The sequence below is a fragment of the Streptomyces sp. NPDC040718 genome, assembly GCF_055593565.1.
In genome coordinates, this window is sequence record NZ_JBVIXO010000013.1 from 153656 (window position 1) to 169267 (window position 15612).

The window sequence follows — 15612 nt, forward strand, 5'->3', positions numbered from 1 at the left end:
GCCTCCGGCTGGCGCGTAAGAGCCAACCGGCGGCCGATTCATAACGAAAGAGGCCCCCGAGCGTACGCTCGGGGGCCTCTTTCGCATACAGCCGCTACTTCTTCTTGCTGCCGGACTCGTCGCTGGACAGGACGGCGATGAAGGCCTCCTGCGGGACCTCCACGGAGCCGACCATCTTCATCCGCTTCTTGCCTTCCTTCTGCTTCTCCAGCAGCTTCCGCTTACGGGAGATGTCACCGCCGTAGCACTTGGCGAGGACGTCCTTGCGGATGGCGCGAATGGTCTCGCGGGCGATGACGCGGGAGCCCACGGCGGCCTGGATCGGCACCTCGAATGCCTGCCGCGGGATGAGCTCGCGCAGCTTGGCGACCAGGCGCACGCCGTAGGCGTAGGCGGCGTCCTTGTGGCAGACGGCGGAGAAGGCGTCGACCTTGTCGCCGTGCAGCAGGATGTCGACCTTGACCAGGCTGGAGGCCTGCTCGCCCGTGGGCTCGTAGTCGAGGGAGGCGTAACCGCGCGTCTTGGACTTCAGCTGGTCGAAGAAGTCGAACACGATCTCCGCGAGGGGGAGCGTGTAGCGGATCTCGACCCGGTCCTCGGAGAGGTAGTCCATGCCGAGCAGGGTGCCGCGGCGCTGCTGGCACAGCTCCATGATCGCGCCGATGAACTCGGTCGGCGCGAGCACGGTGGCCCGTACGACCGGCTCGAAGACGTCCTTGATCTTGCCTTCGGGGAACTCGCTCGGGTTGGTGACGGTGACTTCCTTGCCGTCCTCCAGCACCACCCGGTAGACCACGTTGGGCGCGGTGGCGATCAGGTCGAGGCCGAACTCGCGCTCCAGGCGCTCGCGGACCACGTCCAGGTGCAGCAGGCCGAGGAAGCCGACGCGGAAGCCGAAGCCGAGCGCCGCCGAGGTCTCGGGCTCGTAGACGAGCGCGGCGTCGTTGAGCTGGAGCTTGTCCAGGGCCTCGCGCAGCTCCGGGTAGTCCGAGCCGTCGAGCGGGTACAGGCCCGAGAAGACCATCGGCTTCGGGTCCTTGTAGCCGCCGAGGGACTCCGTGGCGCCGTTGACCTGCTGCGTGATGGTGTCGCCGACCTTGGACTGGCGGACGTCCTTCACACCGGTGATGAGGTAGCCCACCTCGCCGACGGAGAGGCCGTCGGCTGGCAGCATCTCGGGGGAGTTGGTGCCGATCTCCAGCAGCTCGTGCGTGGCGTTCGTGGACATCATCCGGATGCGCTCGCGCTTGTTGAGCGTGCCGTCGACCACACGGACGTACGTGACGACGCCCCGGTAGGAGTCGTAGACCGAGTCGAAGATCATCGCGCGGGCGGGGGCGTCCTTGACGCCGACCGGGGCCGGGACGGTCTCGACGACGCGGTTGAGCAGGGCGTCGACGCCGAGGCCGGTCTTCGCCGAGACGCGCAGCACGTCGTCGGGGTCGCAGCCGACCAGGTTCGCCAGCTCCTCGGCGAACTTCTCCGGCTGGGCGGCCGGAAGGTCGATCTTGTTCAGGACCGGAACGATCGCGAGGTCGTTCTCCATCGCCAGGTACAGGTTGGCGAGGGTCTGGGCCTCGATGCCCTGGGCGGCGTCCACCAGCAGGATCGTGCCCTCGCACGCGGCGAGGGAGCGCGAGACCTCGTAGGTGAAGTCGACGTGCCCGGGCGTGTCGATCATGTTCAGGATGTGCGTGGTGCCCGTGCCCGCGCCCTCGGTGGGCGACCAGGGCAGCCGGACCGCCTGCGACTTGATCGTGATGCCGCGCTCACGCTCGATGTCCATGCGGTCGAGGTACTGGGCGCGCATCTGCCGCGAGTCGACTACACCGGTGAGCTGGAGCATCCGGTCGGCGAGGGTCGACTTGCCGTGGTCGATGTGCGCGATGATGCAGAAGTTACGGATCAGCGCCGGGTCGGTACGGCTCGGCTCGGGCACGTGGCTGGGGATGGCGGGCACGCAGTGTCCTGATTCTCGGGTCGCTGTCGGATCTGCTGTCGGAGTCGGTACGCAGACTTGTACGCAGACTCCCATGGTCCCATGGACGCGGGGATGCGCTCGGTTTGGGCCGGTCGAAGCGCGCCTGGTAGTCTGGGTGGCTGTGTCTCGCATGCCCTCTCAGCAGACGTGACACATCCGGAATAAAACTCTGAACCTGAAAAGGCTCTTTCGTGGCGAACATCAAGTCCCAGATCAAGCGGAACAAGACCAACGAGAAGGCTCGCCTTCGCAACAAGTCGGTCAAGTCCGAGCTGCGCACCTTCATCCGCAAGGCCAACGAGGCGATCCTCGCCGGCGACGCGGAGAAGGCCACCGCTGCGGCCCGCCTGGCTTCCAAGAAGCTGGACAAGGCCGTCTCGAAGGGTGTCATCCACAAGAACGCCGCCGCCAACAAGAAGTCGGCGCTGGCCTCCAAGGTTGCCGCCATCTGAGTTCCGCACTCGATGTGAACGCCGGGACGGACCAAGCGGGCCCTCTCATCCGCTCCTGACCGGCACCCCGCGCCGCACGCGGCCTGCGTTCGCCACGCGGGTGCGGCGCACACAGCAGTGACCGAAGGCCCCGGCCTCCCCCTTCCCCAGGGCGGAGTCCGGGGCCTTCGCTTATTCGGGCCCGGCGTTCGAGGCGCGGGGGTCTGGGGGCGGAGCCCCCACGAAGGGGCCCGGGCACAGCCCGGGGAACGGTGGAAGGGCGGGCAGGGGACCAGCCCCCGCGCACCGGCACCGGCACCGAACCGCCTAGCGCCCCCGCGAGGCCCGCACCACGGCCACGACGGCCTTCTCCAGCGCGTACTCGGGGTCGTCCCCACCGCCCTTGACCCCCGCGTCGGCCAGCGCCACCGCACGCAGCGCGTCCGCGACGCCGTCCGCCGACCAGCCCCGCATCTGCTGCCGGACCCGGTCGATCTTCCACGGCGGCATGCCGAGGTCCCGGGCGAGGTCGCCCGGACGGGCCCCGCGCGGGGCGGAGGCCAGCTTGCCGATGGCCCGTACCGCCTGCGCCAGCGCGCTGGTGATCAGGACGGGGGCGACACCCGTCGCCAGCGACCAGCGGAGGGCTTCGAGGGCCTCCGCGGCCCGGCCCTCGACCGCCCGGTCGGCGACCGTGAAGCTGGACGCCTCCGCCCGGCCCGTGTAGTAGCGGCCGACCACGGCCTCGTCGATGGTTCCCTCGACGTCCGCGCACAGCTGTGCCGCCGCGCTCGCCAGCTCGCGCAGGTCGCTGCCGATCGCGTCCACCAGCGTCTGGCACGCCTCGGGGGTCGCCGAACGCCCCAGGGTCCGGAACTCCCCGCGCACGAACGACAGCCGGTCCGCCGCCTTCGTCATCTTCGGGCAGGCGACCTCGCGGGCCCCCGCCTTGCGCGCCGCGTCCAGCACGGCCTTGCCCTTGACCCCGCCCGCGTGCAGCAGGACGAGGGTGATCTCCTCGTACGGCTCGGCGAGGTAGGCCTTGACCTCCTTCACCGTGTCCGCGCCCAGGTCCTGCGCGTTCCGCACGACCAGGACCTTGCGCTCGGAGAACAGCGAGGGGCTTGTCAGCTCCGCCAGCGTGCCGGGCTGGAGCTGGTCGGAGGTGAGGTCCCGAACGTCGGTGTCGGCGTCGGCCGCGCGGGCGGCCGTCACCACGTCCCGTACGACGCGGTCGAGCAGCAGGTCCTCCTGCCCCACCGCGAGGGTGATCGGGGCGAGCGGATCGTCGGTGGGGTTCTTCCTGGTGGCCATCGCCCCCAGCATCCCACGCCGCACTGACAGGGCCGCTCGCCCGGTGCCCGAGAATGGTCGGGTGAACGTGCGACATGTACTGGTCCTGCCCGACCGCGACGCCGCCGAGGAGGTGGCGCAGGAGGTCGTCGACCGCTTCGGCCTCCCGGAGGAACCCCAGCTGGTGCGCGACGCCCTCGCCGGCGAGGACGACGCCGAGGACGCCCAGTGGCTGGTGGTCGTCGAGGACCCCCGGGAACGGCTCGACGCCGCCTCGCTGGACGAGCTCGCCGCCGAGTACGAGGGCTGGCTGGAAGCCCCGTAGGACGGCGCGCCCGCGCCCGCGCCCGCCGGCTACGCCTTGTGGACGATCTGCACGTCCAGCTCCACTTCCACGGTCGGCCCGATCGCCGCGATCCCCTGCGCCAGCACCGACTGCCAGTTCAGCGCGAAGTCCCCGCGGTTCAGTTCGGCCGTGGCGCGGCAGGCGGCACGCGGCTCGCCCTCCAGGCCGGTGCCGTGGCCCAGGTACTGGGTGTCGAGGGTGACCGAGCGGCTGACCCCGTGGAGGGTGAGTGCGCCCGCGACCGCCCAGCGGCTGCCGCTGCGGTGGATGAACCGCTCGCTGTAGAACTCCACCCGCGGGTGGCGGGCCGCGTCCAGGAAGTCGGCGGACCGCAGGTGGTCGTCCCGCCTGCGCATCCCGGTGTCGATGCTCGCCGCGTCGATGATCACGTGCATGGAGGAGTCCTCCATGCGCTCGGCGATCCGCACCGCGCCGGCGAAGGTCGTGAACCGGCCGTGGATCCGGGCGAAGCCGATGTGCCGGGCGGTGAAGGCGATCGACGAGTGCGTCGGGTCGAGCTCCCAGTGCCCGGGCTGCGGCAGCAACGGCGGCTCCACCGAGTCCAGGATGATCTCCGCCGTGCCGGGCTGCGCCGGGTCCCCCACCAGCGTCGCCCCGTGGAAGGGCGCATAGCCCTCGGCGGTGACGGAGAGCCGGTACTCGCCCTCCGGCATGGCCGCGGTGAACCCTCCGTAGGGATCGGTCTCCCCGCTGACGACCCGTCGGCCGATCGGATCGGTGACCTCGAACTTGGCCTGGCGGATGGGCTGGTGGACCGTGTCGAGCACCCGGCAGCTCAACAGCCGTGCCGTGTGCGGCAGTGTGAGAGTCGCGGATGTGGTCGAACCGGCACCGCTGGTCGTCTCCATCCCCCGTCGGCGACCGAACATGGCTAGTGCACCCCCGTGCTGTGTGGACTTGGACCGTTCTGGCGAAGACGCATTCGATCATGCTGTCGGGTTGTGGGCAAACAGAGTGGTCGCGCCCGGTATGACCACGCGCTTTCGGACGCCGTCCGGCCGGAAACGCACGCATCCGCGCACCGCTTCCGGAGACCGCCACGGAGCCGTCCTCGTCGGTGCGCAACACGGCCGCCCCAAGGCCCCTGAGCTGCACGATCGTGCCCCGCGCGGGGTGTCCGTAGCGGTTGTCGGCGCCGACGGGGACGATCGCCAGGCGTGGCCGGATCCGGTCGTGGAGGCCGGGGTGCTGGTGCGCCGATCCGTGGTGGGCGACCTTGAGCACGTCCACCGGGCCCAGTTCCGGATGCTCCCTCAGAAGTGCTTCCTGGGAAGGCGGTTCGAGGTCACCGAGCAGCAGGAGCGTCAGGCCCGAGGTACGCGCCAGCAGGGCGACGCTGGCGTCGTTGGGCCCGTCCGGCAGCGGAGCCGTCGCCGAGGGCCACAGCACCTGCCACTCCAGCGGTCCGGCGCGCCGCCGCTCCCCCGGCACCGCCGGCACGACGGGCACCCCGGCCCGTGCCGCCACCCTCCGGACCGCGGCCGCCTGCGCGGGCGGCTCCTCCAGCACCGTGGTTTCGATCACACCCACGGACCGGCCCCGCAGCACCCCGGGGAGCCCTCCCACGTGGTCGGCGTGAAAGTGCGTCAGCAGGAGCAGAGGGATCCGGCTCACGCCCAGGGTGCGCAGGCACTCGTCCACCGGCGCCGGTTCGGGCCCGGCGTCGACCACGACGGCCGTCCCGGGACCGGCGGCGAGCACGGCGGCATCGCCCTGGCCCACCGCGCACTGGACGTAGCTCCAGTCCGGCGGCGGCCAGCCGGTGACGGTACGGATCAGCTGCGGCGGCCGCAGCACCGCGATCAGCAGCAGCACGGCCACGGCGGCACAGGCCCCGCGCCGCCGCCCGAACCGGGCCCCGAGCCACACCGCGGCCGACGTGGCCGCGGCCAGCAGCAGCCCGCCCGCGAGTCCGCCGGGCCAGGACAGCTCGGCCCCCGGCAGCCCGGCCCCGCCCCGCGCCACGGCGGCGATCCACCCGGCGGGCACCCCCGCGCACCGGGCGAGCAGCTCCGCCACGGGCATGGACAGCGGGGCCGCGGCCAGGGCGGCGAAGCCGAGCACGGTGGCGGGCCCCGCCGCCAGCTCCGCCAGCAGGTTGCACGGCACGGCGACCAGGCTCACCCGGGCGGAGAGCACCGCCACCACCGGGGCGCACACGGCCTGCGCCGCGAGGGCCGCCCCCAGGGCGTCGGCCAGGCGCGGCGGCGTCCCTCGCCGCCGCAGGGCCCCTCCCCAGCGCGGCCCGACGGTGAGCAGCGCCCCGGTGGCCAGCACCGAGAGCAGGAACCCGACGCTGCGGGCGAGCCACGGGTCGTACAGCACCAGCAGCAGCACGGCCCCGGCCAGAGCCGGGAGGAGGGACCTGCGCCGCCCGGTGGCGAGGGCGAGCAGGGTGACCGCCCCGCAGGCGGCGGCCCGCAGCACGCTCGGGTCGGGCCGGCACACCACCACGAAGGCCAGCGTCAACGCCGCCCCGCCCAGGGCGGTGGCCCGCAGCGAGAGCCCCAGCCGGGGCGCGAGCCCGCTCCGCTCGGCGTGCTGCGCGCGGGCCGGGGGCCCGATCAGCAGGTACAGCACCACGGTCAGGTTGGAGCCCGAGACGGCCAGCAGGTGCAGCAGGTCGGTGGCCCTGAAGGCCTCGTGCAGCTCGGGCGGGACCCGGGAGGTGTCCCCGACCACCAGGCCCGGCAGCAGGGCCCTGGCGTCCCCCGGGAGCCCCTCGGTAGCCTTCCGCAGCCCGGCCCGCAGCGCCCCCGCGAGCCGCTGCACCCGGTCGGGGCCGCCCGTCACCCCGGGCGGGGTGTCCCCGGCCGGGCGGAGCAGTGCCACGGCCCGCTCCCCGTCCCGCGCCGGCAGCAGCCGGGCCACCACCGTGACCCGGGTCGAGGGCTCCAGCCGGGCCCACCCCGGATGCGCGGCCAGCACCCGCACGGGGGTCTCCACCCGCGTCCGCGTCCCGTCGGGGCCGCTCACCCCGGTCAGCACCGCGTCCAGCACCACCACCGGCGGCCCGGCCCCGCCCCGGGCCGCCCGCGGGTCCGAGCCGACGGTGAGCTCCGCGCGCACCCGGGCGTGCTCCCCGGCCAGCCGGGCCACGGGCCCCGCACGCGCCTCGGCGCGCTCCAGCCCGGCCACCCCCGCCCCGGCTGCGGCGCAGAGCAGCGCGGCGGCCACGGCCGGTCCGGCCGCCCACAGCGGCTGCGCCCCGCGGCGGCCGGCGAGCAGCAGCACCCCCGCCGCGGCCGCCGCGAGCCCGGCACCGGCGGCGCTCCACCCGCCCGGCAGCCCGAGCGCCAGGGCCGCCGCGCCCCAGGCCGCCACGGCCGACACCGCCAGCCGCAGATCCACCGGCCCGGTCGGCTCACCCCCGGTCGGCTCGCCCCCGGCCCGCTCGCCCCCGGCCCGCTCGCCCCCGGCCCGGTCCTCCGCAGCCCGCCCCGCCCCGGCCCGCTCCCCGGCGGCGCTCACGGCCGCACCAGCTTTCGCAGCTCGGCGAACCTCCGCTCGCCGATCCCGTCGACCTGCCGGAGGTCCTCCACGGCCCGGAACCCGCCCCGGGCGGTCCGGAACTCGACGATGTTCCGGGCGAGCACGGGCCCCACCCCGGGCAGCCCGTCCAATTGCTCGGCCGTCGCGCTGCCGAGGCTCAGCGGACCGGCACCACCGCCCGCACCCCCACCGGGAGCCGGCCCGACCGCGCCCGGCGGCGCGGTGGCACCCACCAGCACCTGTTCGCCGTCCACCAGGACCCGGGCCCGGTTGAGCCCGGTGGTGTCCGTGCCCGGCCGCACTCCCCCGGCGGCGGCCAGCGCGTCCTCCACCCGCGAGCCGCTGGGCAGCCTCCGCACACCGGGGTCGCGGACCTTGCCGCCGACGTCCACCACGATGCGGGCGCCTCCGCCGGCCGCGGCCGCCGACGACGCCGGGGCGGAAGGAGCGGAACCGGGCCCGAGCACGGCGGGGGCCGTCACCGGCTGCGGCCGGCCCGACCAGTACTGCTGGGCTGCGAAGCCGACCGCCACCACCAGCACCACCGCCACGGCGGCCACCGTCCTCGGCTCCACCCCGCACCGGACCTGCACCCACACCGGCAGCCGCTCCCGCAGCGCCAGCCTCCGCGCCTCCCCGCCCCCCAACGGCGCATCCACCACACCGGGGGGACCCGCCACACGGCGGGAATCCACGGCACCCGGCGCATCCACCGCACACGGCGCCCCAGCCACGCCAGCCGCACCCACCGCACCCGGCGGATCCGCCACCCGCAGGACCCCGGTCTCCTCCCCCGCGCCCGGCGTGGCGCCCGCCAGCAGGGCCTCGGCCCGGCGCCGCACCTCGGCGGGATCGGGCCCGGGCCGGGCCCGGCGCCGGTCGCGGAGCCTGCCGTCGGACCGGGGCGCCCGCCCGGGCCCGCTCCCGCCGGCACCGGTGGAAGGAGAAGCAGTGGAGATACCCGGAGTACGCGTTCGAAGAGTCATGCCCCGAAGCTATGGGCGACCCCCCGACCACCGCTCGGAGCACTCAATTCCGGTGGAAAACCGGCCCGTTGTGGATAACCCCGCCACCCGTTCGGGTGATCAGCGGGGCGAGACGACCACGGCCAGCAGCCCGGGCCCGGTGTGTGCGCCGATCACCGCGCCGACCTCGCTGACGTGCAGCTCGACCAGGCCGGGAATGCGCTCGCGCAGCCGCTGGGCGAGCTTCTCGGCCCGCTCCGGGGCCGCCAGGTGGTGGACGGCGACGTCGACGCCCCGCGCCCCGGCCCGTTCGACGGCCAGCTCCTCCAGCCGGGCGATGGCCTTGGAGGCCGTGCGCACCTTCTCCAGCATCTCGATGCGCCCGCCGTCCAGGGTCAGCAGCGGCTTGACCGCGAGCGCCGAGCCGAGGAGGGCCTGCGCGGCGCCGATCCGGCCGCCGCGCCGCAGGTAGTCGAGGGTGTCCACGTAGAAGTAGGCCGCCATCTCCGCGGCCCGTTTCTCGGCGGCGGCCACGGCCTCGTCGGCGGACCCGCCGGCCTCGGCCGTCTCGGCGGCGGCGAGGGCGCAGAAGCCGAGGGCCATGGCGACCATGCCGGTGTCGACGACGCGGACCGGCACGGGGGCGGTCTGGGCCGCGACCACGGCGGCGTCGTAGGTACCGGAGAACTCGGCGGACAGGTGCAGGCTCACGATGCCGGTGGCCCCGGCCTCGGCGGCCTCCCGGTAGGCCCGCACGAACTGCTCGGGACCGGGGCGGGAGGTGGTGACGGGGCGGCGCTTCTGCAGGGCCGCGGCGAGGCTGCGGGCCGAGATCTCGGTCCCCTCCTCCAGGGCCTCGTCGCCCAGGACGACGGTCAGGGGGACGGCTGTGATCCCGTGCCGCGCCATCGCCTGCGGGGGCAGGTAGGCCGTGGAATCGGTGACGATCGCGACATGGCGGGACATGAGCCGGAGGTTACCGGCAGAGGAGGTGTTCCGGCAGCCCGGGCCTCCCCCGCACCCCGATGCCTTCCGCTCAGGTGGTGGCCTCCGGCCTGGGGGCCTTCTGCCAGGGGTACGCCGCCGCCGGAGCGGAGGGGTCCAGCGCCGGCCGCTCGGGCTCCGCCGGCCGTGCCGCTTCCCCGGCCCGCTGCGACGGCTGGACGGGCCGCGCACCCGGCTCGGCGCCCGGAGCCGCACCCGGGCCGCCCGCGGCGGCCTGGCCCGCGTCCCAGGCCGCCGCGGCGGCCGCCAGGTCGTCGACGGATTCCCGGGACCAGTCGCGCAGCGCGTCCGACTCGACCTCGATCTGCTCCGAGAGCATCGCCAGCTCGTCGTCCGCGAACCGCTGGGCGCGGTCGCGCGCCGCCCACCGCAGGGAATCGGCCGACTTCGTGATCTTGAGGGTGCGCTCCCTGAGCTCGGGCAGGCGCTCCGCGATCCGCTTGCGGTCGGGCTCCTGCTCCAGCCGCTTCAGCTCGTCGTCCAGCTCGTGCCCGTGGCGGCTCAGCCGCTCGAAGAGGGCGATGGACTCCTTCAGCGAGCCGTCCGACTGCACCCCCTGGTACAGGGCGGCCTGCGTGGCGCGCATGGAGTTGCGCAGGTCGAGCCGCAGCTGCGCCAGCGAGCCGGCGACCCCGGTCTGGCCGATGCTCCTGGCCTTCAGGGTGGTGTCCTCCACCGTCCGGCGGGCCTGCGTGATCGTCCGGTCCACGCCTCGCTTGGCCGCGCCGACCGCCTTGACCGTGGCCCAGGCGCCCAGCCCCAGGAAGGCGAACAGCACCACCAGGGCAAAGATGATGATCAACGCGCCTACCTCCATGAGGTTCCCTTCCCCGGCTTGTTCCCGTTCCCCCCACCGTAAACGCCGAGGGCAGGCCAGGGGTTCCGATCGAACCCCCAACCTGCCCGTACGGGATCACCCCGAGGAGCGGGCCCGCACGGCCCTCCCGGGCCGCCGACCGCCTCAGATGACGATGTTCACCAGCTTCGGCGCGCGCACGATCACCTTGCGGATCTCCGCGCCGCCCAGGGCCGCGACGACTCCCGCGTCGGTGACGGCCAGCCGCTCCAGGTCCGCCTCCGAGATGCTCGGCGGCACCTCCAGGCGCGCCTTGACCTTGCCCTTGACCTGGACGACGCAGGTGACCGTCTCGTCCACGACGTACGCCGGGTCCGCGACCGGGAAGTCCTGGTGGACGACCGAGTCGGTGTGGCCCAGGCGGTGCCACAGCTCCTCCGCGATGTGCGGCGCCAGGGGGGCGACCAGCAGCACCAGGCGCTCGGCCACGGACCGCTCCAGCGGGCGGCCCGCCTTGGTCAGGGCGTTGTTCAGCTCGGTGATCTTCGCGATCGCCGTGTTGAAGCGCAGGCCCGCCATGTCCGAGCCGACCCCGTCGATGGCCTTGTGCAGGGCGCGCAGGGTGGCCTCGCCGGGCTCGCCGTCGACGACGGTGACCTCGCCGGTCTCCTCGTCCACGATGTTGCGCCACAGGCGCTGCAGCAGGCGGTACTGGCCGACGACGGCGCGGGTGTCCCACGGACGCGACACGTCCAGCGGGCCCATCGCCATCTCGTACAGGCGCAGGGTGTCCGCGCCGTACTCCTCGCAGATCTCGTCGGGCGTGACGGCGTTCTTCAGGGACTTGCCCATCTTGCCGTGCTCGCGCTTGACGGGCTCGCCCTGGTAGAAGTACCCGCCGTCGCGCTCCTCGACCTCGGCCGCCGGCACGTACACGCCGCGCGCGTCGGTGTAGGCGTACGCCTGGATCATGCCCTGGTTGAACAGCTTGTGGAACGGCTCGGCCGAGGAGACGTGGCCCAGGTCGAACAGCACCTTGGACCAGAAGCGGGCGTACAGCAGGTGCAGCACCGCGTGCTCGGCACCGCCCACGTACAGGTCGACGCCGCCGTGCGGCGCGCCCTCGCGCGGGCCCATCCAGTACTGCTCGATCTCCGGGTCCACCAGCGCGGACGCGTTGTCCGGGTCCAGGTAGCGCAGCTCGTACCAGCAGGAACCGGCCCAGTTGGGCATGGTGTTGGTCTCGCGGCGGTAGGACTTCACGCCGTCGCCCAGGTCCAGCTCCACGTTGACCCACGCCTCGTTGCGCGACAGCGGGGTCTCCGGCTTGGAGGTGGCGTCGTCGGGCTCGAAGGTGCGCGGCGAGTAGTCCTCGACCTCCGGCAGCTCCAGCGGCAGCATCGACTCGGGCAGGGAGTGGGCGACGCCGTCGGCGTCGTAGACGATCGGGAAGGGCTCGCCCCAGTACCGCTGGCGGCTGAACAGCCAGTCGCGCAGGCGGAAGTTGACGGTGCCCTCGCCGATGCCGCGCTCCGTCAGCCATTCGGTGATGGCGGCCTTGGCCTCGACGACGCCCAGGCCGTCCAGCGAGATGCCCTCGCCGGCGGAGTTCACCAGCTTCGCGTCGTAGGAGACGAACGCGTCGTCCCACTCGGCGGTGTCGGTGCTCCGGCCGTCCGTCGGCTCGACGACGCAGCGGATCGGCAGCTCGAAGGCGCGGGCGAACTCGAAGTCGCGGGCGTCGTGGGCCGGGACGGCCATGATCGCGCCGGTGCCGTAGCCCATCAGCACGTAGTCGGCGATGAAGACGGGGACCTTGGCGCCGCTGACCGGGTTGACCGCGTACTCGCCGGTGAAGACACCGGTCTTGTCCTTGGCCTCGGCCTGCCGCTCGACGTCCGACTTGGAGGCGGCCTGCTTGCGGTACGCGGCCACGGCCTCGGCGGGGGTGGCGTACCCGCCGGTCCACACGTCGTGGGTGCCCTCGGGCCAGGCGGCCGGGATGAACTTCTCGACCAGCGGGTGCTCGGGCGCCAGGACCATGTAGGTGGCGCCGAACAGCGTGTCCGGGCGGGTGGTGAAGACGGTGATGGCCTCGTCGCCCAGCGCGAAGTCGACGCGGGCGCCCTCGCTGCGGCCGATCCAGTTGCGCTGCTGCAGCTTGATGGCCTCGGGCCAGTCCAGCGCGTCCAGGTCGTCCAGCAGGCGGTCCGCGTAGGCCGTGATCCGCATGTTCCACTGGCTCAGGCGGGACTTGAAGACGGGGAAGTTGCCGCGCTCGGACCGGCCGTCGGCGGTGACCTCCTCGTTGGCCAGGACGGTGCCCAGCCCGGGGCACCAGTTCACGGGCGCGTCGGAGGCGTAGGCCAGGCGGAAGCCGTTCAGGACGTCGGCGCGCTCGGCGGCGGTCAGGTCGGCCCAGGCGCGGCCCCCGGGGACCTCACGGGTGCCGTCCTCGAAGGCGGGGACCAGCTCGGAGACCGGGCGGGCCTTCTTCGCGTCGGCGTCGTACCAGGAGTTGTAGATCTGCAGGAAGATCCACTGGGTCCACTTGTAGTACTCGGGGTCGATCGTCGCGAAGGACCGGCGCTTGTCGTGGCCCAGGCCCAGCCGGCGGAGCTGGACCTTCATGTTCTCGATGTTCGCCTCGGTCGACACGCGCGGGTGCGTGCCGGTCTGCACGGCGTACTGCTCGGCCGGCAGGCCGAAGGCGTCGAAGCCCAGGGTGTGCAGGACGTTGTGGCCGGACATCCGCTGGTGGCGCGCGAACACGTCGGTCGCGATGTAGCCCAGCGGGTGGCCGACGTGCAGGCCCGCACCGGAGGGGTACGGGAACATGTCCATGATGAACTTCTTGGGCCGGGCCACGACCGCCGGGTCGCCGGCCAGGTCACCGGTCGGGTTCGGCGCCTCGTAGGTGCCCTCCGCGTCCCATACGTCCTGCCAGCGTGCCTCGATGTCGGCGGCCATGGCAGCCGTGTAACGGTGCCCCTCGGCCGCCTCGGGGGCCGGGGTGTTCGTCTCGCTCATGATTTCTGAAGCTCCATCGATCGTCTCTGCCGTCCCTGCCCGCCCAAACGAAAAAGCCCCTCGCACAGGAGGGGACGCCGCGCCGATGCCGACCTTCTCGAAGGGTCGGTACTGATCAGCGCGGCTCGGTAAGCAGAAGGCGTACGGCACGCATGGCGTCAGGGTACCGCAGCGGCCCCCACGGGCGCTCGGACGTTCCACCGACCGGGCACGACGAGAAGCGGGCCACCCGATCCGGGTGGCCCGCTTCTTCACTGTGGAGCTAAGGAGAATTGAACTCCTGACCTCCTGCATGCCATGCAGGCGCTCTACCAACTGAGCTATAGCCCCTTGTTTCTCTCTGCCGCCGGGCCCCTTCTCGGTTTCCCTCGCCGGTTCCCCCTGGCGACATCGAGAACATTACACGGTCATGGCCCCAGACCAAAAATCGGTTTCCGGAGGCCCGTTATGTCCGATTCGATCGCTGTCGCCCCGGTAGTCCGAGCCACCCGGTCACGCCCGGGCGAACTGGTAGAAGCGCTTCAGCGTGCAGTGCTCGTCGAGCAGGCGGCCGTAGATCGGCTCGCCCTCCAGCTCCCGATACGTCTCGATCGGGTCGCCTTTTATGATCAGCGCCCGCGCGCATTCCTCGCACCAGTACTGGTAGTCGGGATTGACCGGGTCCATGTCCCGCACGATCGGCGTGCCGTTGTTGCACCAGTCGCACCGCCGCCGGTGTGCACCCATCCGTCAGCGACTCCCTCCCGCATCGGGCCGTCGTGTCCCCCTCCGGCCGTCCGATTCTGCCACGTCGGCAGCGGACGGGTCAGCAAGCACACAAAGGGGAACAAACGCAAGGATCCCGCCCCCTGTTGGGGACGGGATCCTGATTGTGGAGCTAAGGAGAATTGAACTCCTGACCTCCTGCATGCCATGCAGGCGCTCTACCAACTGAGCTATAGCCCCGCTCTCCGCCGCGTTCCCCCCGTTTCCGGTGTTCTTCGCTGCGAACAAGAAGAACTCTAGCCTGTGACCAGCCGGAAAGTGAAATCCGGGCCCGAGCGGCCCTGCGGGCCACACGGAGGGCCCCGGCGGAAGCCTCAGTCGTCGTCGCCGAGCACCGGCTCCGGCAGCGTGCCGGCGTTGTGCTCCAGCAGGCGCCAGCCGCGCGCGCCCTCACCGAGGACGGACCAGCAGCAGTTGGAGAGCCCGCCCAGGCCCTCCCAGTGGTACGGCTCCAGGCCCAGCAGCCGCCCGATGGTCGTACGGATGGTGCCGCCGTGGCTGACGACGACCAGCGTGCCGCCCTCGGCCAGCCGGTCCGCGTGGTCCAGCACCACCGGAGCGGCGCGGTCGGCGACCTCGGTCTCCAGCTCGCCGCCACCGCGGCGGACGGGCTCGCCGCGCTTCCACGCCGCGTACTGCTCGCCGTACTTCTCGAGGATCTCCTCGTGGGTGAGGCCCTGCCACTCGCCGGCGTACGTCTCGCGCAGCGCCTCGTCGTGCGCCACGGGCAGGCCCGTGACGGCGGCCAGCTCGGCAGCCGTGTCCGCGGCCCGCCGCAGGTCGGAGGCCACTATGGCGTCCGGCTTCAGCGAGGCGAGCAGCCGGGCGGAGCGGCGCGCCTGCGCCACACCCGTCTCGGTCAGCTCGATGTCCGTCGAGCCCTGGAAGCGGCGCTCCAGGTTCCACGAGGTCTGGCCGTGCCGCCAGAGGACGATCTTCCTGCCGGGCTTGCCGGCAGACGTCGTGGTCGCGCTCAGAACAGATCACCGTCCATCTCGTCGTCGCCCTGCGCCTCGCGCAGCTTGGCGTGCTCCTCGGCCTTGCCGATGGTGAGCTTGGCGTCCTCGGGGAGCTCGATCTCGGGGCAGTCCTTCCACAGGCGCTCCAGCGCGTAGAAGACGCGCTCCTCGCTGTGCTGGACGTGGACGACGATGTCGACGTAGTCGAGCAGGATCCAGCGGGCGTCGCGGTCGCCCTCACGGCGCACCGGCTTGGCGCCGAGCTCCTTGAGGAGGCGCTCCTCGATCTCGTCGACGATCGACTTGACCTGGCGGTCGTTGGGCGCCGAGGCGAGCAGGAAGGCATCGGTGATCGACAGCACGTCGCTGACGTCGTACGCGATGATGTCGTGCGCGAGCCGGTCGGCCGCCGCCTGGGCGGCGGTGGTGATGAGCTCGATGGAGCGGTCCGTGGCGGTCACTGGCCATGCTTTCGGGTTGGCGGACAGATACCCACAAGGGTCTCACGTACCGCCGACGCCGCCCGCG

12 protein-coding genes, 2 tRNA genes and 1 pseudogene are annotated in these 15612 nt (G+C 72.7%); 2 read left to right on the top strand and 13 right to left on the bottom strand.

What is annotated here, in order from left to right; all coding sequences use genetic code 11:
• Positions 1-94: 94 nt before the first annotated feature.
• A complete protein-coding gene (gene lepA, locus ACZ597_RS28030; RefSeq protein ID WP_471335550.1) occupies positions 95-1960 on the bottom strand; it encodes a translation elongation factor 4 in 1866 nt (621 codons plus the stop codon).
• Between the two features lie 212 nt (positions 1961-2172).
• Here lepA and rpsT point away from each other — a divergent pair, with 212 nt between their 5' ends.
• Positions 2173-2433 carry a 30S ribosomal protein S20 gene (rpsT, locus tag ACZ597_RS28035; protein WP_030030523.1) on the top strand — a complete coding sequence of 87 codons (261 nt, stop codon included), beginning with the start codon at positions 2173-2175 and terminating at the stop codon, positions 2431-2433.
• Between the two features lie 306 nt (positions 2434-2739).
• Here the strand turns inward: rpsT and holA are convergent, their stop codons facing one another.
• Entirely contained in the window at positions 2740-3726 is a 987-nt protein-coding gene (gene holA, locus ACZ597_RS28040; protein ID WP_471335553.1) for a DNA polymerase III subunit delta, read from the bottom strand.
• 61 nt (positions 3727-3787) lie between these two features.
• Here holA and ACZ597_RS28045 point away from each other — a divergent pair, with 61 nt between their 5' ends.
• Entirely contained in the window at positions 3788-4030 is a 243-nt protein-coding gene (locus ACZ597_RS28045) for a hypothetical protein (protein ID WP_471335556.1), read from the top strand.
• Between the two features lie 29 nt (positions 4031-4059).
• Here ACZ597_RS28045 and ACZ597_RS28050 read toward each other — a convergent pair whose 3' ends face one another.
• The 11 genes and pseudogenes from ACZ597_RS28050 to rsfS form a co-directional block, all read right to left on the bottom strand.
• On the bottom strand, positions 4060-4941 hold the full coding sequence (locus tag ACZ597_RS28050) for a YceI family protein (RefSeq protein ID WP_471335559.1): 882 nt from the start codon (positions 4939-4941) through the stop codon (positions 4060-4062).
• A gap of 136 nt (positions 4942-5077) precedes the next feature.
• Positions 5078-7543 (bottom strand): annotated as a pseudogene (locus ACZ597_RS28055) (ComEC/Rec2 family competence protein); the annotation flags it as partial.
• Positions 7540-8211 (bottom strand): ComEA family DNA-binding protein, encoded by a 672-nt coding sequence (locus tag ACZ597_RS28060; RefSeq protein WP_471335562.1) that lies wholly within the window; start codon positions 8209-8211, stop codon positions 7540-7542. The gene ACZ597_RS28060 and the pseudogene ACZ597_RS28055, both read right to left, overlap by 4 nt.
• Positions 8212-8649: 438 nt before the next feature.
• On the bottom strand, positions 8650-9495 hold the full coding sequence (locus tag ACZ597_RS28065) for a DegV family protein (protein WP_471335565.1): 846 nt from the start codon (positions 9493-9495) through the stop codon (positions 8650-8652).
• A 70-nt stretch (positions 9496-9565) separates the two neighbouring features.
• Positions 9566-10351, bottom strand: a complete 786-nt coding sequence (locus ACZ597_RS28070; RefSeq protein WP_471335568.1) for a hypothetical protein — start codon at positions 10349-10351, stop codon at positions 9566-9568.
• Positions 10352-10495: 144 nt separating this feature from the next.
• A complete protein-coding gene (leuS, locus tag ACZ597_RS28075; protein WP_471335571.1) occupies positions 10496-13360 on the bottom strand; it encodes a leucine--tRNA ligase in 2865 nt (954 codons plus the stop codon).
• Between the two features lie 257 nt (positions 13361-13617).
• A tRNA-Ala gene (locus tag ACZ597_RS28080) sits at positions 13618-13690 on the bottom strand.
• Positions 13691-13852: 162 nt separating this feature from the next.
• A complete protein-coding gene (locus ACZ597_RS28085; RefSeq protein WP_008738908.1) occupies positions 13853-14086 on the bottom strand; it encodes a hypothetical protein in 234 nt (77 codons plus the stop codon).
• 146 nt (positions 14087-14232) lie between these two features.
• Positions 14233-14305: transfer RNA gene (locus tag ACZ597_RS28090), tRNA-Ala, on the bottom strand.
• A 134-nt stretch (positions 14306-14439) separates the two neighbouring features.
• Entirely contained in the window at positions 14440-15102 is a 663-nt protein-coding gene (locus ACZ597_RS28095) for a histidine phosphatase family protein (protein WP_471335634.1), read from the bottom strand.
• Positions 15099-15545, bottom strand: a complete 447-nt coding sequence (gene rsfS / locus ACZ597_RS28100; protein WP_125602767.1) for a ribosome silencing factor — start codon at positions 15543-15545, stop codon at positions 15099-15101. The genes ACZ597_RS28095 and rsfS overlap by 4 nt, the downstream gene beginning before the upstream one ends.
• Positions 15546-15612 lie beyond the last annotated feature (67 nt).